The organism is Achromobacter pestifer (assembly GCF_902859625.1).
Lineage (GTDB): Bacteria > Pseudomonadota > Gammaproteobacteria > Burkholderiales > Burkholderiaceae_B > Achromobacter > Achromobacter pestifer.
The window spans coordinates 602,644-619,865 of record NZ_CADIJX010000001.1; the positions used below are offsets into that span (position 1 = coordinate 602,644).

Consider the following 17,222-nt stretch of genomic DNA (forward strand, 5'->3'; position numbering starts at 1 on the left):
AGTACCGCGAGATGCAGCCAGCCTATTCGCGTCGATACCACTGTGATATCGCCCCACCCACACTTTGTTGGGGCAGTGCACCGTGAACCGCCTCTCCAGGCGGTTCACGGTGCCGGCCCGAGTAGCGAGTGTTCTCCAACCTGCGGAACCGCTGCTTGCGCAGTGCCTCGATGCCCGCCTGGCACCGCACGCGGGCAACGCGATGCTTGCCGCAAGCCACACCGCTGGCATTGAGCGCGCGCCAGGTTTTCTCGGCGCCGTACGCTCGCCGAGAGGCCCGATGCGTTTGTTCGATCGCTGCCAGCAACTTAACGTCTTCTTGCTGTCTTGCGCACGGCTCGCGACGTCGCCACTCGTAATAACCGCTGCGGCCAACCGCTGTTTTCGGGTAAATCCGCCCAGAGCCATATTTGGGCTCTAGTGATTGCAGGAATAGGACCACATCCACTGCGTGGAGACGCGCTGTACGTAGTCCAGATCGTCCCAGTGATATTGGGAACGGCGCCGGCACACGGCCAAGCGTGCCGAAGCGCGCTATCAGGGCATGTTCCAGGGCGCTGCCCGCGGTGCACGCCTTGCCGCTGCGCGACAGATGTCAGCCAAGTAACTCGTGGGTAGGCAGCCATGACGGTCGTCGCAGGTTCAATCAACGAGGCTAGTTTCCAAGGCCCGGTAGTGTGAAAAATTCTGGCAGGTCTGCCCCATTGGGATGCGCCTGACAGGATGTCAATTCACCCTGTCAGGCGCCACTGACAAACGCCCGTTGCCCCTAGGAAGCCGACTTTCGGATAAATTGCTTAAGATTGCATTCGCGCGCATTCCCGGGCAGCCGCCCATGAACCGCGATGCGTCATCACGCAAGGCCGCAAGCCTTGCCGGGAGCCACGGGTGAATACACGTCCGACCGTCGATCTTGCCCGCATTCTGCTTCTGATCGTGATTCTGTCCGCCTTGATGGTGGGCAGCCTTTATGTCCTGCGGCCGTTTCTACCGGGGCTGATCTGGGCGACGACCATTGTCGTGGCGACCTGGCCTGTGTTGTTGGCGATCCAGCAGCGTTTGGGCGGACGCCGCTGGGCGGCCACCGGCATGATGCTGCTGATCCTGCTGTTCGTGATCGTCTTGCCCTTGTATCAGGTGATCGCCACCTTGGCCGAGCACAGCGGGACCATCATGGCGGCCGTGAAGAGCCTGCCTGATTACGCGCTGCTGGCGCCGCCGGGTTGGGTGCGCGCCATTCCTGTTGCGGGTCCGCGCATTGCGCAGGAATGGCAGGCACTGTCCGACGCGGGCGCGGGCGGCCTGCTGGCCCGGCTGGAACCCTACCTGACCATCGCGGCCCATTGGTTGCTGAGCCATGCGGCGATCGTCGGGGTATTCGTGATGCATATGCTGATCACCATCGTCATTGCCGGGATTTTGTACAGCCAGGGCGAGGCGGCGGCCGGTTTGGTCAAGCGCTTCTCGAACCGCTTGGCTGGACAGCGCGGCCTGGCGGCAATCCATCTGGCGGGCGCCGCGATCCGGGCAGTTGCGCTGGGCATTGTCGTGACGGCCGTGGTGCAATCCGCGTTGGGCGGCATTGGCCTGTGGATCGCGGGCGTTCCCGCGGCGGGCATCCTGACGGCGTTGATGGTGATGTTGTGCCTGGCGCAGTTGGGGCCGTTGTTGCCGATGTTGGGCGGCGTGGTGTGGTTGTTCCAGAACGATATGAAGATGGCCGCCATTCTGTTGCTGGTCTGGGCGTTGCTGGTTGCCACGTTGGATAACCTGTTGCGGCCGATGCTGATCAAGCGCGGGGTGAACCTGTCTTTGCTGTTGATCCTGTCCGGGGTCCTGGGCGGCCTGTTCGCCTTCGGCATCGTCGGCCTGTTCATCGGCCCGGTGATTCTGGCGGTGACGTCGACCTTGTTGAACGCCTGGATCGAAGAGGTGCCACCACCCGCCGCAACGGCGGTCACGTCGGATGCCGTGACGGCCACGCTGCCTGGGGCGCCCTCTGAAAAGGCGTAACATCTGCCTGACGCCGCGGGCGCACCGCCCGCTTCTTTTTCGCAACACCCCGGCAATACTTAATGACGATGCACCCGCTTGTGCTGGCTGACAGCACACCCGAATTCCTTTTCCCCACGGCACTGCCCGCATGCAAGGTGGTGGCGCAATGAGCGAAAGCGTACGCTTGGCCAAGCGCTTGGCCACGGAACAATCCTGCTCCCGCGGGGATGCCGAACGCTATATAGAAGGCGGTTGGGTCGCGGTGGATGGCAAGGCCGTGGAGGAACCCGGGTTCCGGGTCGCCCCCAACCAGACGGTCAGCCTGCTGCCTGGCGCAAAGCTGGAAGACATCCGGCCGGTGACGGTGCTGGTGCATAAGCCAGAGGGCATGTACGCCGACAACGAAGTCGGCTCGGCGCTGGATCTGATCGTGCCCAAGAACCTGATGCCAGGCGACCGTTCCGGCCAGCGCTACTTGAAGCGCATGTTCAACGGCCTGAAACGGGTCACGCCGCTGGAACGCGCGGCCAGCGGCCTGGTTGTCTATACCCAGGAGTACGCCGTGTCCCGCAAGCTGCTGGAAGAGGGCAAGCTGGTGGAACAGGAATACGTGGCGCAAGTCAGCGGCCAGCTGAGCGAGGGCGATCTGGCCCGGTTGCAGCGCGGTCTGGCGTTTGAGGGACGCGCGGCCACTCCCATGAAAGTCAGTTGGCAGAACGAAACCCATCTGCGCTTTGCGCTGAAGACCCCGCTGCCCGGCTTCATCGAATATGTTTGCGACACGGCGGGCTTGCAACTGCAAGGCTTGCGGCGCATCCGCATCGGCCGGCTGTCCATGGCGGGGCTGGCCGTGGGGCAATGGCGCTACCGGTTGGACTACGAGCGGTTCTGACGCCGCATTGATACGACTGACGACGAACATGAATCTGCCTGGCGAGCCCTCGCAACACCAGAATCCCGATCAGATCCCAGGCCGCCGAGGTTTCCTGAAACAGACGGGCGCGCTCTGCCTGACGGCGCTGGCGCTAAGCGGCTGCGCCAGTCGCGCGCCGGCCGGCAAGGCGCCGGTGGGCCGGCAAGCGACAGCACCCGCCCCGCCGGCACCGCTGAACGGCAAGGGCGCGGCCCCGGTGCCCGCCTTGCGCCCTGGCGCTCGAATCGCCATCGTGGCGCCGGCATCCGCCGCGCCCGACGCCAGCGACGAAGCCGCGGAATGGTTGGAAGCGCGCGGCTTCGTGGCCCAGGTCATGCCTGCCAGCCGGACACGCCTGGAATCGCCTTATGACTATCTGGCCGGCAGTGATGCCGACAGGCTGGCGGATCTGCACGCGGCCTTCGCCGCGCCGGATGTGGGGGCGGTGTGGTGTCTGCAAGGCGGATTCGGTTCATGGCGCTTGCTGGACCAATTGGATTACGCGCTGCTGCGCAAGCACCCCAAGCCCTTCATCGGCTATAGCGACATCACCGCGCTGCACTTGGCCATGCAACGCCATGCCGGTTTCGTCACGTTCCACGGGCCGATGCTGGGACAGGATTTGCTGGCCGGCAAGCGCGAACCCACCGAATCGAATCTGTTGGCGATGATTACCGGCCAAGTAGGGCGCGGCTCGTGGATTGCGCCTCCGCAAGATGCACTGCCGACAGAACTGGTGCCTGGGGTGGCCAGCGGACACTTGATTGGCGGCAATCTGGCGCTGATCGCCGCGTTGACCGGCACTCGCAACGAGATCGACACACGCGATGCCATCCTGTTCATTGAAGACGTCAATGAAGCCGTGCCGCGCGTCGACCGGCTGCTAGGCCAATTGGCGGCCGCCGGCAAGTTCGACGGCGTGAAGGGGCTGCTGGTGGGCAACTTCACGCGCTTGCGGGCGCAGATGGATGATGCGCAGGCGCAAGGCCTGCTGTATCCACTGATCCTGGATCAGTTTCGGTCACGTGGGATTCCCGTGTTGGCCGGGTGGCCCAGCGGCCACGGTGATCCTAACTTGACCTTGCCCTTGGGGGCGCGCGTAACCTTGGACACCGGCCGCGGTGCGCTGCGGCTGGATCAGGCCGTCGTGATCTGAGAAAATCATAAAATTTGCATCATTAATGAGTCATTAAAATAATTAATGATCTATTAATGAGTCACTGTTGAAATGGATTGTGACTCATTAATGATGCAATAGTGCTATTCAAGCACTATTATCAAGGCATGAAAAAGAAGATCGAGCCCAGCTTTGACGCGGCCGAGGCGCTGATCCGCCTGGGCGACAACCTGCGCACAGCCCGCTTGCGGCGAGCGGAATCGGAGAGTGCGCTGGCCGGCCGCCTGGGCGTGTCGCGCGCCACCATCGGACGACTGGAGCGTGGTGACGGCGGCGTGTCGCTGGCGCTGGCGGTCGAGGCGCTGTTGCAGTATGGCTTTGGAGACCAACTGTTCTTGCTGGCGGACCCTGACCAGGATGGCGTGGGCAAGCGGTTGGACGCAATGCGCCGGCCCGCTCGGGGAGGCAGCGTGCCGCAAGCGCATCGCGTTGATCCCACCAAGCTCTAAGGCCAGCTCAGCATGGCGCGCTCTCGCAAGCACAAGTCCGTCGAAAGCCAGCTGTTCGTCTATGTGGACATCCGCGGTGAAGCCGTCTTGGCTGGCGTACTGACCCTGGACGATTCAGACGAAAACCATTTCTACGCCGAGTTCACCTATGTGCAGTCCTACGTGAACGATGCGCGCGCCTTCGCGCTGGACCCGCTGAATCTGCCCTTGATCGACGCCAAGACCACTTTCCGCACGGAAAGCCGTTATGAAACGTTGGGCGCGATCTTCGATGCCGCACCCGACGCCTGGGGCCGCAACGTGATGCGGGTGGACAAGGCGGGTGCCCGTGTCACCGAAGATGAAGTCTTGCTGCGCGGCCGGGGCATGGGGGTAGGCGCGTTGTTCTTCAGCGCCCGTCAGTTGACGCCCAATATGCGCAAGACCTATCGCCTGCCCGAAATCAGTCAATTGGAATCCCTGGCGGACCTCTTGACGGACATCGACCAGGGCGTCAAGCCCAAAGGCCTGTACCGCGACATCCTGGGCAGCTCTTGGGATATCGGCGGGGCCCGCCCCAAGACCATCGTGCGCGACGAGCAGGGCGAGATGTGGATCGCGAAGTTTCCGCGCCAAGGGGATTCCTATGATCGCCAGCGCGTGGAATTCGCCAATCTGAAGATGGCCGCCGACATCGGACTGACCGTACCCGAGATCCACCTGATCGACACCCACCTGGGCGCCGTGCTGCTGACGCGCCGCTTTGACCGTGAGCGGCTGCCGGCCGCGCGCGGAGGGGAACCCGTCGTGGCGCGTCGCCATTTTCTGAGTGGTGCATCGCTGATCAGCCCGTCGGCGCAAATTGGCAAGCGTGAACTGGACGGCCCGCGCGGCAAGAGCACCTATTCATATGCCCGGTTGGCGGACGTGACGCGCCGCATCTCGTCCAACCCCGTGCAGGATCTGAAGGAACTCTACGCCCGCATGATCCTGAACGTGGCGGTGCATAACACCGACGATCATCTGAAGAACGTGGGGTTCGTCAAGGACGAAGGGGCGCACACCTATCGGCTGTCGCCGCTGTTCGATGTGGTTACCCAGGAAGGCTCGGCCAAGCATTATCTGCACATTGGCACGGCGGGACGCGACAGCACGTTTGAGAATTGCCTGACGGAATACCGGCGCTTCGGTTTGCGGTCAGAGGCGGCGGCGCAATCCATCCTGGACCGCGTGCATGATGTGGTGGCGATGCGCGCCGGATTTTACGAACAGGCCGGCATGGCTGCCGCCGAAATTGCGCAGGTCGAAGCGACGTTGACGGCCTGGCGGCACGGTATATTGCCGGTATGAAAAAGTTGGATATTCCTGCCCTGGAAATCTTCGTCGCGGCCGTCGAGGAAAAGAGCCTGTCGAAAGCGGCCGAGCGAGAAAACCTGGTGACCTCCGCCGCGAGCAAACGGGTCGCCGAATTGGAACGCCACCTGAACCGGACCTTGCTGCATCGACATGGCCGTGGCGTCGAGCCCACACCCGCCGGGGCCTTGCTCTACCAACGCGCCAAGGCCATTTTGCGCAGCGTCCAGCTGACGGAACAAGCCATCAACGGCTATTCCATCAATGGCCAGGCAAAGATCCGGCTCGCGTCCAACCCATCGACCATCCTGCAATTCCTGCCCGGCGTGATGGGCCGATTCCTGGTGGGCCGCAGCGATGTCAGCGTGGACCTGCTGGAAGGCCATAGCTACGACATTCCGCGCCTGGTCGCGGAAGCCTCGGTGGACATTGGCATCTATCACGCGGATCACCCGGTGCCTGGGGTCGCCTCGTTTCCTTTCCGCCGGGATCGCGTGGGCTTGGTGGTTCCCGTGGGCCACCCGCTGGCTGAACGCACCGAACTTTTTCTGGAAGACGCGCTGGACTACGACCTGCTGGGTTACTTCCCGCGGCACTCGCTGGATCAGTTCCTGGCCTATGCCGGACAAACGCTATCGCGGCCGCCGAACGTCAAACTACAGGTGTCGAACTTCGAGACCCGTTGCCGCATGATTCGCGAGGGATTGGGCATTGGGGTCGTGCCGGAAGGCATTGCGCGCCACTATCTGACGCCCATGGGGCTGGTGCTGCTACGGCTGCGCGATGATTGGGCCGAACGCCAGTTCTATGTGTGCGTGCGTGACACGGCGCAACTGGCACGTCCGGTGGAAGAATTGCTGAACGCGCTGACGGCGCCTGACACGCCAGCGCAATAAAGGCGCTGGCGCCTCCCACGGAAACGACTAACCGCCTGATCGTGCCTCGGCTGCCTGCCTCAGCACCGGCCGCAGGTAATCCAGGAAGCGGTCGGGGTCTTCGCTCATGGGAAAGTGGCCCATGCCTTGCATGATCTGCCAATGCGAGCCCGCGATGCGCCCGGCCAGGAATTCAGTGTCTTGTGGCGTGCACGAATAATCGTATTCACCGGTCAGCAACCATAGCGGACAGCGGCGGGTATCGATGTTGGCGACGCGGTCGCGGATATCCCCGTCGGCGGTATAGAAATGCAGATCGCCCTTGAACACGCCCGGTCCACCCTGCATGTAGTGCCACAAGGTTTCCCAGCGGTGATTGCCCGGGCTGCCCGGGCCCACCAAACCCGACACGATGCCCGCGCAGACTTCACCGCCGTGGACGTCGGGCCGGTTCAGCCATTCCAGGTCGTAGTAGGGATCAACATGGGCACCCGATTGCAGGCCGATCGCGCCGCCGAAGCGGTGGGCGTGTTCCAGCGCCAGGTGCAGCACGATGCGTCCGCCGATTGAACACCCCATCACCAGCGGACGGTCCAGCGCCAGCGCGTCGGCCACGGCGATGATGGCCTGCGCATAGTCCTCGGACGTGAGCTTGTACGTTTCCTGCTGCCAGCCTTCGGGCGGGGACGATTTGCCGTGCCAAGGCAAGTCAAAGGCAATCACCCGGAAAGATTCGAGGATGCGCGGGTCATTCATCACACCGCGGTACTGACGGGTATCGGCGCCGGCAGTGTGCAGGCACAGCAGGGGGATTCCGCTGCCGGCCTCTTCGACATACACCCGATGTTGGCGGCCGCCCAAAGGCAGTTGCAGATAACGGCCGATGATCGGCTCAAAGTGGACGGTTTGCGGACTCACGAGGACGCTCCTTCGGCGCGCGGGCAGGCCAGCACGTCCTTGAAATACAGCAGGTTGGACATCAGGGGATACAGGTCGCCCTCGGCGCGCAGGCGCCGGAATTTCACCAGAGCCATCAAATCGTGGAAGCCCGGCGGGGGAAGGGGAAGCCAGAACTGCGCCCAGTCCTCGGCCGAAGCGCGTAACGCGAACTGCCATCGCGGCATGACGAAGGGGCCGCGACGGATGTTCTGGATGCGGCCTGCTGCCACGGTGATCAGGTAGGCGTCGGTGCCGCGTTCCAGCAGGAACACCGTATTCAGATGGCGGCCTCGCCACACCAGCCGCTCCTGCCGATTCACCGCATCGGCCAGGCGGGTCAGGATGAAATCGTCTTCTTGCATCGAATTTTCCTTGTCACAAAGGCGGCGCATCCAGCCGGTAGATGCCCTCGGCGCCGTCCGCGAGTGGATAGCGCTGGGCAACGGCGGGATCATGGCCTGGCACGATATGCGCGTCGGAGTCCGCCAGGGTCCGGATGCGCGTGTAGCCTTCCAGCATATCGCCCAGATGGAAGATTGCGGGGAAGGGGTTGTTGTCGGTGAAGTTGCGGTAGTAGTGCAGGGCGTCCGAGGCCAGTACTACCCAGCCTCGCGCGGTATGCACCCTGACCACTTGCAAGCCTTGCGTGTGGCCGCCGACGTGATGGAGCTCAAGCCCTGGCGCCAGGGTGGCGTCGCCGTCATGAAAGCGGACGCGCCCGGCGTACACCTGGCGCACCACCGACTGCACGTCGTCGACGGAAAAGAAGTGCCGCATGGCTTCAAAGCACATGTAGCGTCCCGTGGCGTACTGCATTTCGGTGTCCTGCAAATGGACCTGGGCCTGGGGGTAGGCCTCGACATTGCCTGCGTGGTCATAGTGCAGATGAGTCAGGATCAGGTGATCGATGTCGGCCGGCGCCAGCCCCAGCCTGGCCAGCGCCGTTTCGGGGTGCAGCGTGAAGGCGCGATTGCGCGACCGCGCCGAGCAGGCGCTGAAACCGGTATCGACCAGGACATTGCCGACCGGCCCCTTCAGCAGCCAGCAGTAGAAATCCATCGGCATCGGGCCGTCGTGCACGTCGGCGCGGGACAGGAAATTGTCAACGGCCCGGCGGGTCACGCTGGCATAGCGGATGGCGTAGGCCTCATAGACCGGCAGGGCCGCGCTGTCTGGCCGCCCCGGGGTCATTTCTTGACCAGCTTGCATTGGCTTTCGGCCAAGGGCATGAAGGCCTGGTCGCCCGGCACGGTCTTGACGATCTTGTAGTAGTCCCACGCGGCCTGGGATTCCTTGGGCGACTTCACCTCGACCACATAGGTGTCGTGGATCAGTTTGCCGTCTTCGCGCAGGCGGGCGTTTCGCGCAAAGGCATCGTGGATGGGCATGGCGCGCAGCGTCTTCATGACTGCGTCCACGTTGTCCGTGCCGGACTTCTCGACTGCCCGCAGATAATTCAGCACCGCGGAATACTGGCCCGCCTGCAAGGCGGTGGGCATCTTGTTGGCGGCCTTGAAGAAGCGCTGCGCGAAGGCCCGCGTTTCGTCGTCCATGTTCCAGTAGAACGTCTCGGCAAACGTCATGCCCTGGGCGGCCTCCAGGCCCACGCCATGGACGTCCGTAATGCTCATCAGCATGGCAACAAGCTTCTGGCGGTCGGCCAACCCGAATTCGCGCGCCTGCTTGATCTCATTCTGCAAGTCCGCGCCCGCGCTGGCGAATCCGACCGCGTCGGCCTTGCTGGCTTGTGCCGACAGCAGGAAGGACGCGAAATCCGTGCCGGGGAAGGGGTATCGCACCGAACCCGCCACCGTGCCGCCGCCTTCCTTCACGAAGCGCATGCCATCGCTTTCCAGCGAATGGCCAAAGGCATAGTCCGCCGTGACGAAATACCACTTCTTCGCGCCAGCCGCGACAAGCGGCAAGGTGCCCACCTTGGCGAGCGCGTAGGTGTCATAGACCCACTGCACATTGTTGGGCGAGCAATCTTCGCCCGTGATGCGGGTGGCGCCCGCGCCCGTCACCATCGTCATGCGGCCTTTTTCGCGCGCGATGTTCATCACGGCCAGGGCGACCGCGCTATTGCCCAGTTCGGTCACCACATCGACTTTTTCTCGATCCATCCATTCGCGGGCTCGGCCCGCGGCAACATCGGTCTTGTTCAGATGGTCGGCCGACAGCATCTCTATCGGCTTGCCCAATACCTTGCCGCCGAAGTCCTCGATGGCCAGTTTGGTGGCCAGCACGGACCCCGGCCCGACATTGCCCGAATACGCGCCCGACATGTCCGTCAACACGCCGATGCGCACGATGCCGTCTGAAATGCCTTCGGACGCTTGCGCTTGCGCCAAACCGGCGCCGCAGGCGCTTGCGGCCAGGGCGACCAAGGCGGTGATCTTCTTATTCATGGTGTTCTCCTTTTGGATGTCTCTTGCTACATCTGGCTGACGTATTTGGTCTGCATGAACTCTTGCAGACCTTCAACGCCGCCTTCCTTGCCCAGCCCGCTGTCCTTGAACCCGCCGAAAGGTGTCTCCGGCAAGGAGGCCTGGCAGTGATTGATGCAGACGACACCGCTTTCGATGCGCTCCGACGCCAGCTGCGCCGTTGCGGCGTCGCGCGTGAAGACGTAGGAGGCCAAGCCAAACGGCAGGCGATTGGCCAGCGCCAGTGCTTCATCCGCGTCGTGGAAGGGTTGCACCAGCGCCAACGGCCCGAACGGTTCGGTGTTGGCCGCCAGGCAATCGGCACCGACGTCGCGCAATACGGTCGGGGCCCAGAACCAGCCGGGCAGGTCCAGACGGTTGCCGCCAGCGGCCAGTTGCGCACCATGTTTCAGGGCATCGGCAACCAGGGTTTCCATCGCGGCCAGCCGCCTGGGATTGGCCAGCGGGCCCATCTGCACGCCGGCCGCAAGGCCGTTGCCCACGCGCCAGGCGCGGGCGCGCTCGGCCAGACGCTGCACAAAGCGCTCGTAGACGGCTTGCTGCACGTACATGCGGGTGGGCGAGGTGCAGATCTGACCGGAATTGCGCAGCTTGGCCGTCAGCAAGGCGTCGGCGGCCGCTTCAGGGGCTGCGTCGTCGAAGACCAGTACCGGGGCGTGGCCGCCCAATTCCAAGGTGGCGCGCTTCAAGCCGCTGGCGGCCTGCATCGCCAACGCTCGGCCAATGGATGTGGAGCCAGTGAAGGTCACCATGCGGATCACGGGCGAGGCAATCAGTTGCTGCGAGATCGCGCCCGGGTCGCCGAACACCATGTTCAGCACGCCGGCAGGCACCCCGGCATCGGTCAGGGCCCGGCCGATTTCCAGCGCGATCGCCGGGGTTTCCTCGGACGGCTTGATCACGATAGAGCACCCGGCGGCCAAGGCGCCCGCGATCTTGCGCGACGGAGTGATTGCCGGCGCGTTCCAACCCGAAAAGGCGGCGACGGGGCCGACCGGCTCAGGGATGGCCATCTGGCGGATGCCACCGACCCGGCCCGGGATCAGCCGCCCGTAGGTGCGCCGGGCCTCTTCGGCGGCCCATTCGAACATTTCGGCGGCGGTCGCCACTTCCTTTTCCGATTCGGCAAATGGCTTGCCCAATTCCCGGGTGATCAGCCACGCCAGCAGAGGCGTGCGCTCGCGCATCAGGGCGGCGGCGCGGCGCAGGATCGTTGCCCGTTCCAGCGCCGGCGTGTCGCGCCAGCCGGGAAAGCTACGGTGCGCGGCGTCCAGCGCTTCATCGATGTCTTCCGGCGTGGCGACGGGCACGCGGCCCAGCACGGCCTGGGTGGCCGGGTCGATCACCTCCAGCCCGGGCCGGCTGCCGGCTGCAACGACACGGCCGCCGATCAACAGGTTCAGTTCGGGATAGTGCATTTAGTCCGCCTTTGCGATGTGGCTGGTTTGCATGACTTGCGCCCAGCGCTCGGTTTGCGTGCTGATATGCCGTGCGAAGTCCTCGGGGCTGCCGGTCATCGGGTATTGGCCCAGTTTCAACAGCGCCTCGCGTGATTCCTCGGTGCTCATGACTTTGTTGATCGCGGCATTCAGGCGCTGTGTCACGGCGGGCGGCACCCCTGCGGGCGCCAGCACGCCGTTCCAGGGTTCTGCCGTGAATCCCGGAATGCCGGCTGATTCGGCCACCGTCGGCACGCCGGGGGCCACGGAAGAGGGTTCGGCGGCCGCGACACCCAGCGCCCGCATCTTGCCCGCCTGCACTTGCGGCATGGCGGCGATGGCGCTCAAGAAGGCCATGTCGACACGCCCGGCCACCAGATCCGCGATGGCGGCGGAGTCGCCCTTGTAGGGAATATGCGTGATGTCCACCTTGGAGGCGCTCTTGAACCACTCGCCGGCCAGATGGTTCACGGCGCCGCTGCCGGCGGACGCGAACGTCAAGGCGCCCGGTTTTTGCCGCGCGCCAGCGATCAGTTCCGGTACGGTCTTGAAGGGCGAATCCGCCGGCACCACCAGCAAGTACGGGTAGCTGGCGACCAGGGCAATGGGCTGGAAGTCCTTCAGCACCTGATAGTCGACCTTTTGCTTGTAGACGGGCTCGATCGACAACGTGCCGCTGCTGCCTAGCATCAGGGTGTAGCCATCGGCGGCGGCGCGTTTGACCGCTTGCACGGCCACGACGCCGTTGGCACCCGGACGGTTTTCCACAACGATGGTCTGGCCAAGCTCGGTTTCAAGCTTGCGGGCCAGGTAGCGGCCAACGGCATCCGTCGGGCCGCCAGCGGTGAAGCCGATCACCAGCGTGATCGGCTTGACGGGATAGTCCGCCGCGGCGGCGTTAAAGCTGATGGTCGCGGCGAGCACGGGCAGCGCCCACCTGCGTAGCATGGAAGTCATGGTTATCTCGAATAGGGATGGTGGCGGCAACGGCGGGCGCCGCCCTGGGAGTGGCGGATTTACACGTAGCCGCGTTCGATCAGTTTGACCATCACCGGGTAGTACTCCTTGACGTAGCCGGCGGCGCGCGTGCGCTCCAGCAAGTCATGCGTCAGCTTCGCGGCGCGGGCATCCACCTCGCCCTGGTTCGCCAGTTCCAGCGCCAGCAAGATGTCTTTGATGGCGTATTCGGTCGGGAAGGTCTTTTCAGGGAAGGTCTCGGCGGCCAGTGCTTTCTGGCCCGGATTGCGCAGCACGAAGCTGTCGGCCGACCCCTTGCTTAGCGCGTCCAGCAGCAACGTGCCGTCAACGCCCGCGCTGCGGCCGATCGTGATGGCCTCGGCCAGCGCATGGACCGTCATGAACACCACCATGTTGTTCATGATCTTCACGACCTGGCCATTGCCAACGCCGCCACAAAGCAGCACGTCTGTCCCCATGCACGACAGATAGGGCAGAACCGTTTCGTAGTCTTCGCGGGTGGCGCCCACGGTGATCATCAGCGTGCCCAGCCGGGCGGCTTCGCGCATGCGGGCCACCGGCGCGTCGATCAACAGAATGCCATGGCCACGCAGCGTTTCGGCCAGGCGTCGGGTGCGGGTGACGTCGCTGGTACTCATGTCCACGACGATGCGGACACGGCCCGCCGCTTCCACCAGCCCGCCGGGCCCGGTGCAGACCTGTTCCACCTGCACGATGCTGGGCAGCGACAGAAACACGATTTCGGCAGTCTGCGCCACTTCGACGACCGATGCGCAGGCGTGGCCGCCCAAGGCGCCGATGCGGGCCACCGGGTCCGGACTGATGTCGGTGACGTAGACCGGGTGTCCGGATTTCCGTACCAGATTGGCGCACATGGGCTCGCCCATCACGCCCAGTCCGATGAAGCCCAGCGGGGTTGTTGTCTCACTCATTACTTCCTCCTTGGTATGTGTCTGCTTTTCTAGCTATTGCCATGCAGCTTACGTAAGGCCTCCATCGGGCGGTATGAAAAATTGGCAAAGCAACTATCTCCAAATCCGCCCCCCTCGGATCAAGAACGCTCGTTTTCCTTTTTATCAACGCTGCTCGCGGGCAAGCCCCTAGAGTGGACGGCAGATATCAGCGACGTGTTTGCCGCGCCGCAATAACAAAGGGAGAGACAAGCATGCTGCTGGAGACGATCGCCGCGTATGGCGCAAGGGACACCCTGGCCACCTTGCCGGACGAGGTCATCCACCACGCCAAACGCGCGTTCCTGGATTGGCTGTCCGCGCTGTATCCGGGGACGCGCACGGCGCCTTGCCTGCAATTGCTGGGTGCGCATGGCGCTGAACTGGGAGCTGGCGCCTCCAGCTTGCCAGGCTGCGCCACCACCGCCTTTGCCGCCACCGCCGCGTGGATCAATGGCAGCGTGTCCCACGCCGTGGAATTCGACGACATCTTTCGCGATGCGATCTACCACCCGGGATGCCCGACCATCGCCGCCGCGCTGGCGTTGGCCGAAGAGGGCGACGCCAGCGGCCAGGCGCTGCTGAATGCGATCGTGGTGGGTTACGAGATATCGACCCGCATTGGCGCGGCCGTGCAACCGGCGCACTACCGCTACTTTCATACGACGGGCACCGTGGGCTGCTTTGGCAGCGCGGCTGCCGCCGCTGCCCTGTGTGCGCCAGGTGATGCCCAGGTGATGCTGCATGCGCTGGCCACCGCCGGCACCTTGGCAAGCGGCTTGCAGCAGGCGTTCCGATCCGATGCCATGAGCAAGGCGCTTCACGCGGGCCACGCTGCCGAGGTGGGGGTGCGGGCCGGGCAGGGCGCGGCGCATGGCATCACCGGGGTGGTCGACATCCTGGAAGGGCCGGTCGGGTTCGGGGCGGCTCTGGCCCAAGATCCGGACTGGGCCGCCGCCGTCGATGGCCTGGGGGAACGCTACAACATCCTGTCGATCACCCAGAAGAACCACGGCTGTTGCGGCCATACCTTTGCCGCCATCGACGCCGCGCTGGCACTACGCCAGCAAGGGTTGCGCGCGGACGATATCGTATCGCTGCGAGTGGACGCCTATCAGACCACCCTGGACGTCACCGGCAATTCCGCGCCCGCCACCGCCTTCGAGGCGAAGTTCAGCCTGCCTTATGTGGTGGCCCATGCGCTGGTTCATGGCTCGGTGCGGCTGGATGCATTCAGCCCCGAACGCCTGCGCGATCCACGGGTGCGCCAACTGATGCAACGGTTGGACTTGCGGGCCGACCCGGTATTCACGGCGGGCTTTCCCAGCATGCGCGCTGCCAGGCTCTCGGTCACCACCACCAGCGGCCAGGTGCTTGAACATCATTCCCCGTTCCGCAAGGGCGACCCCGAGTCGCCACTGTCGGATGCCGATCTTGCCGACAAATTCGATGAACTGGCTGGCCCCGTACTGGGCCGCGCGCGTGCCCGTGCACTGCGTGACGCCGTATGGCGCCTGGACAGGATGCCGGTTCGCGCACTGCGCCTGGCCAACGACATGCCCCAACTTTGAGACGCATCCCCTTGGAATCCATGACATCAGCCTCATCCATGCCATCTTCTTCCTTCGCCGACGCGCTGCTGTCCCCCCGCGCCATTGCCCTGGTGGGCGCTTCGGGCGATGTCCGCAAAAATACCGCGCGCCCTTTGCGGTTCATGCGCAAGCATGGCTACACCGGCGCCATCTATCCCATCAACGCCGGCCGGGCCGACATCCTGGGCGAACGGGCGTATCCGTCTCTGACTGGGCTGCCCGGGCCGGTGGAGCACGTCTTCGTGATGATTCCCGGCAGCGAGGTCGCGGCGCTGCTGCCGGCCTGCGCACAGGCCGGCGCCCGGGTCGTGACGGTCTATTCAGACGGGTTTGGCGAAACCGGGGCGGACGGCCAATTGCGCCAAGCCGCGCTGGTGGCACAGGCGCGCGAGCTTGGGTTGCGGCTGCTGGGGCCCAACAGCATCGGCCTGGCCAACCTGCATACGGGCGGCATTCTGTCCGTGAACGCCGCCTTCGAGGCCGACACCTTGCTGCCCGGCGATATCAGCATGGTGTCGCAGAGCGGATCCATGATGGGGTCTTTGCTGTCGCGCGCGGCCGCCCGTGGGTTTGGTTTCGCCAAATCGGTGTCGGTGGGCAATGAAAGCGACATCTCGGTGGGCGAGGTGGTGGATGCGCTGGTGGACGACCCGCACACCAAGGTCATTCTGCTGTTCCTGGAAACCTTGCGTGACGCGCCCGTGCTGGCCCGGGCGCTGATGCGCGCCAGATCCCAAGGTAAACCGGTGATCGCCTACAAGCTGGGCCGGTCGGAACAGGGCGACGCGCTGGCGCAATCCCATACCGGCGCGATGGCGGGCAATGACGTGGCGGTGGACGCATTTCTCAGCGCGCACGGCGTCATGCGGGTCCAGCATCTGGAGACGTTGTTTGAGATTGCGCCGCTGGCGTCGCGCTATGGCCGGCCGCCTCGTCCGGCAGATGCCGTTACCGGCACGGTGGCCCGGGTCGCGGTGATCACCACGACGGGCGGCGGCGCCGCCACCGTCGTAGACAACCTGGGACTGCACGGCCTGGCCGCCGTGGCGCCGCCACCCGATTTCGTCCGGCAAGTCGCGCAAGCGGGCTTGAACATCCGCGAAACCCCGGTGATCGATCTGACGCTGGCGGCCACCAGCGCGCAATACAAAATGCTGCTTGAACAGTTGTTGCGCGCTGACTGGTGCGATGCGGTCCTAAGCGTCGTCGGGTCGTCGGCGCAGTTTCATCCCGGCCTGGCGGTCAAACCCTTGCTGGAGGCGGACAAGCCCGCCGACAAGCCTTTGGCCGTCTTCCTGGCCCCCGAGGCTCCGGAATCCCTGGACTTGCTGCGCGCGGGCGGGATCGCCGCCTTCCGAACCCCGGAAGCCTGCGCCGACGCATTGGCCGTGTTCTTCGGCGCTGCCGCCCAGCCGCCCGTGGCTGGTGTGCCCGTTGCCTGGCCGGAAACGCTGCCGCGTAGTGGGATGCTGAGTGAACATGAAGCTGGGGCGCTATTGCGTCACCTGGGCGTGCCGGTCGCTGCGGGCGAACTGCTGCCGCCAGACACGATGAACCACACCGTGCCGTATCCGCTGGTGGCGAAGATCTGTTCGCGGGACGTGGCGCACAAGACCGATCTGGGCGCGGTGCGGATCGGCATTGCCGACGAGGCGGCGCTGGCGCACGCGGTGCGCGACATGCGGGAGTCGGTGAGCCGTCTGGCGCCAGACGCCCGGATCGACGGCATTCTGGTGCAGCCCATGGAAAGCCGCCTGATCGAACTGATCTTGGGATATCGGCACGATCCGCTTGTGGGCCCCACGGTGCTGCTGGGCGCAGGCGGCATTGCCGCCGAGCTGTCGCCGGACTTCGCTTTACGCCTGGCGCCGGTGAGCGTGGACGAGGCCCGCCAAATGATCCTGGATGTCAGGCAGACCCGTTTGATACGTGGCTTTCGCGGCTTGCCCGAAGGCGATTGCGAGGGATTGGCCCGTGCCATTGCGGCATTTTCGCAGCTGGCATGCCTATCCGGCGTGCGGGTCGAAGAAGCTGAGATCAACCCCTTGTTTGTCCGCGCCGATGGCGTGGTCGCCGTCGACGGTCTGGTTCGCCTGGCCTGACGCTTCATATTTTTCCACTTTTGCATTGGGAACG

At 64.5% G+C, this 17,222-nt stretch carries 16 protein-coding genes; 8 read left to right on the forward strand and 8 right to left on the reverse strand.

Translation table 11 applies throughout. The annotated features are described in order from the left end of the window. Window positions 1-22: 22 nt before the first annotated feature. A complete protein-coding gene (locus tag HV753_RS31355) occupies window positions 23-511 on the reverse strand; it encodes an IS3 family transposase (protein WP_425485870.1) in 489 nt (162 codons plus the stop codon). Between the two features lie 377 nt (window positions 512-888). On the opposite strand from HV753_RS31355, the gene ydiK reads away from it, so the two are divergent. The 6 genes from ydiK (at window position 889) to HV753_RS02725 (ending at window position 6,762) form a co-directional block, all read left to right on the forward strand. Next, complete coding sequence (gene ydiK / locus HV753_RS02700; protein WP_175172875.1) at window positions 889-2,013, forward strand: AI-2E family transporter YdiK; 1,125 nt, start codon at window positions 889-891, stop codon at window positions 2,011-2,013. A gap of 148 nt (window positions 2,014-2,161) precedes the next feature. Beyond that, on the forward strand, window positions 2,162-2,887 hold the full coding sequence (locus HV753_RS02705) for an RNA pseudouridine synthase (RefSeq protein WP_175172876.1): 726 nt from the start codon (window positions 2,162-2,164) through the stop codon (window positions 2,885-2,887). A gap of 238 nt (window positions 2,888-3,125) precedes the next feature. Further along, window positions 3,126-4,064, forward strand: coding sequence for a S66 peptidase family protein (locus tag HV753_RS02710; RefSeq protein WP_175173646.1), 939 nt, complete (start codon window positions 3,126-3,128; stop codon window positions 4,062-4,064). Between the two features lie 128 nt (window positions 4,065-4,192). Continuing rightward, the gene (locus HV753_RS02715) at window positions 4,193-4,534 is read left to right on the forward strand and encodes a helix-turn-helix transcriptional regulator (RefSeq protein WP_175172877.1); all 342 of its coding nucleotides are present in this window, start codon (window positions 4,193-4,195) and stop codon (window positions 4,532-4,534) included. Window positions 4,535-4,546: 12 nt separating this feature from the next. Beyond that, complete coding sequence (locus tag HV753_RS02720) at window positions 4,547-5,863, forward strand: type II toxin-antitoxin system HipA family toxin (protein WP_175172878.1); 1,317 nt, start codon at window positions 4,547-4,549, stop codon at window positions 5,861-5,863. After that, window positions 5,860-6,762: a LysR family transcriptional regulator gene (locus HV753_RS02725; RefSeq protein ID WP_175172879.1), complete on the forward strand. Its 903-nt coding sequence runs from the start codon at window positions 5,860-5,862 to the stop codon at window positions 6,760-6,762. Before HV753_RS02720 ends, HV753_RS02725 begins: the two co-directional genes overlap by 4 nt. A gap of 27 nt (window positions 6,763-6,789) precedes the next feature. Here HV753_RS02725 and HV753_RS02730 read toward each other — a convergent pair whose 3' ends face one another. The 7 genes from HV753_RS02730 to HV753_RS02760 are packed head-to-tail and all read right to left on the reverse strand — an operon-like array spanning window position 6,790 to window position 13,476. Further along, on the reverse strand, window positions 6,790-7,659 hold the full coding sequence (locus HV753_RS02730; RefSeq protein ID WP_175172880.1) for an alpha/beta fold hydrolase: 870 nt from the start codon (window positions 7,657-7,659) through the stop codon (window positions 6,790-6,792). Further along, window positions 7,656-8,042 (reverse strand): hypothetical protein, encoded by a 387-nt coding sequence (locus HV753_RS02735; RefSeq protein ID WP_175172881.1) that lies wholly within the window; start codon window positions 8,040-8,042, stop codon window positions 7,656-7,658. Before HV753_RS02735 ends, HV753_RS02730 begins: the two co-directional genes overlap by 4 nt. Before the next feature lie 13 nt (window positions 8,043-8,055). After that, entirely contained in the window at window positions 8,056-8,889 is an 834-nt protein-coding gene (locus HV753_RS02740; protein WP_246288129.1) for an N-acyl homoserine lactonase family protein, read from the reverse strand. After that, window positions 8,868-10,088, reverse strand: a complete 1,221-nt coding sequence (locus tag HV753_RS02745) for an ABC transporter substrate-binding protein (protein WP_175172882.1) — start codon at window positions 10,086-10,088, stop codon at window positions 8,868-8,870. The genes HV753_RS02740 and HV753_RS02745 overlap by 22 nt, the downstream gene beginning before the upstream one ends. Before the next feature lie 26 nt (window positions 10,089-10,114). After that, window positions 10,115-11,545: an NAD-dependent succinate-semialdehyde dehydrogenase gene (locus HV753_RS02750; RefSeq protein ID WP_175172883.1), complete on the reverse strand. Its 1,431-nt coding sequence runs from the start codon at window positions 11,543-11,545 to the stop codon at window positions 10,115-10,117. Continuing rightward, entirely contained in the window at window positions 11,546-12,523 is a 978-nt protein-coding gene (locus HV753_RS02755) for a Bug family tripartite tricarboxylate transporter substrate binding protein (protein WP_175172884.1), read from the reverse strand. A gap of 59 nt (window positions 12,524-12,582) precedes the next feature. Then, window positions 12,583-13,476 (reverse strand): NAD(P)-dependent oxidoreductase, encoded by an 894-nt coding sequence (locus tag HV753_RS02760; protein WP_175172885.1) that lies wholly within the window; start codon window positions 13,474-13,476, stop codon window positions 12,583-12,585. 233 nt (window positions 13,477-13,709) lie between these two features. On the opposite strand from HV753_RS02760, the gene HV753_RS02765 reads away from it, so the two are divergent. Further along, the gene (locus tag HV753_RS02765) at window positions 13,710-15,065 is read left to right on the forward strand and encodes an MmgE/PrpD family protein (protein ID WP_175172886.1); all 1,356 of its coding nucleotides are present in this window, start codon (window positions 13,710-13,712) and stop codon (window positions 15,063-15,065) included. Between the two features lie 38 nt (window positions 15,066-15,103). Then, window positions 15,104-17,188 (forward strand): acetate--CoA ligase family protein, encoded by a 2,085-nt coding sequence (locus tag HV753_RS02770; protein ID WP_246288130.1) that lies wholly within the window; start codon window positions 15,104-15,106, stop codon window positions 17,186-17,188. Window positions 17,189-17,222: the final 34 nt, after the last annotated feature.

Excerpts from the sequence above, each read along its gene's own strand:
- HV753_RS02755 (WP_175172884.1), bottom strand. The coding sequence starts at position 12,523 with ATGACTTCCATGCTACGCAGGTGGGCGCTGCCCGTGCTCGCCGCGACC.
- HV753_RS02745 (WP_175172882.1), bottom strand. The coding sequence starts at position 10,088 with ATGAATAAGAAGATCACCGCCTTGGTCGCCCTGGCCGCAAGCGCCTGC.
- HV753_RS02740 (WP_246288129.1), bottom strand. The coding sequence starts at position 8,889 with ATGCAAGCTGGTCAAGAAATGACCCCGGGGCGGCCAGACAGCGCGGCC.
- HV753_RS02750 (WP_175172883.1), bottom strand. The coding sequence starts at position 11,545 with ATGCACTATCCCGAACTGAACCTGTTGATCGGCGGCCGTGTCGTTGCA.
- HV753_RS02765 (WP_175172886.1), top strand. The coding sequence starts at position 13,710 with ATGCTGCTGGAGACGATCGCCGCGTATGGCGCAAGGGACACCCTGGCC.
- HV753_RS02715 (WP_175172877.1), top strand. The coding sequence starts at position 4,193 with ATGAAAAAGAAGATCGAGCCCAGCTTTGACGCGGCCGAGGCGCTGATC.
- HV753_RS02770 (WP_246288130.1), top strand. The coding sequence starts at position 15,104 with ATGCCATCTTCTTCCTTCGCCGACGCGCTGCTGTCCCCCCGCGCCATT.
- HV753_RS02725 (WP_175172879.1), top strand. The coding sequence starts at position 5,860 with ATGAAAAAGTTGGATATTCCTGCCCTGGAAATCTTCGTCGCGGCCGTC.
- HV753_RS02705 (WP_175172876.1), top strand. The coding sequence starts at position 2,162 with ATGAGCGAAAGCGTACGCTTGGCCAAGCGCTTGGCCACGGAACAATCC.
- HV753_RS02720 (WP_175172878.1), top strand. The coding sequence starts at position 4,547 with ATGGCGCGCTCTCGCAAGCACAAGTCCGTCGAAAGCCAGCTGTTCGTC.
- HV753_RS02760 (WP_175172885.1), bottom strand. The coding sequence starts at position 13,476 with ATGAGTGAGACAACAACCCCGCTGGGCTTCATCGGACTGGGCGTGATG.
- HV753_RS02735 (WP_175172881.1), bottom strand. The coding sequence starts at position 8,042 with ATGCAAGAAGACGATTTCATCCTGACCCGCCTGGCCGATGCGGTGAAT.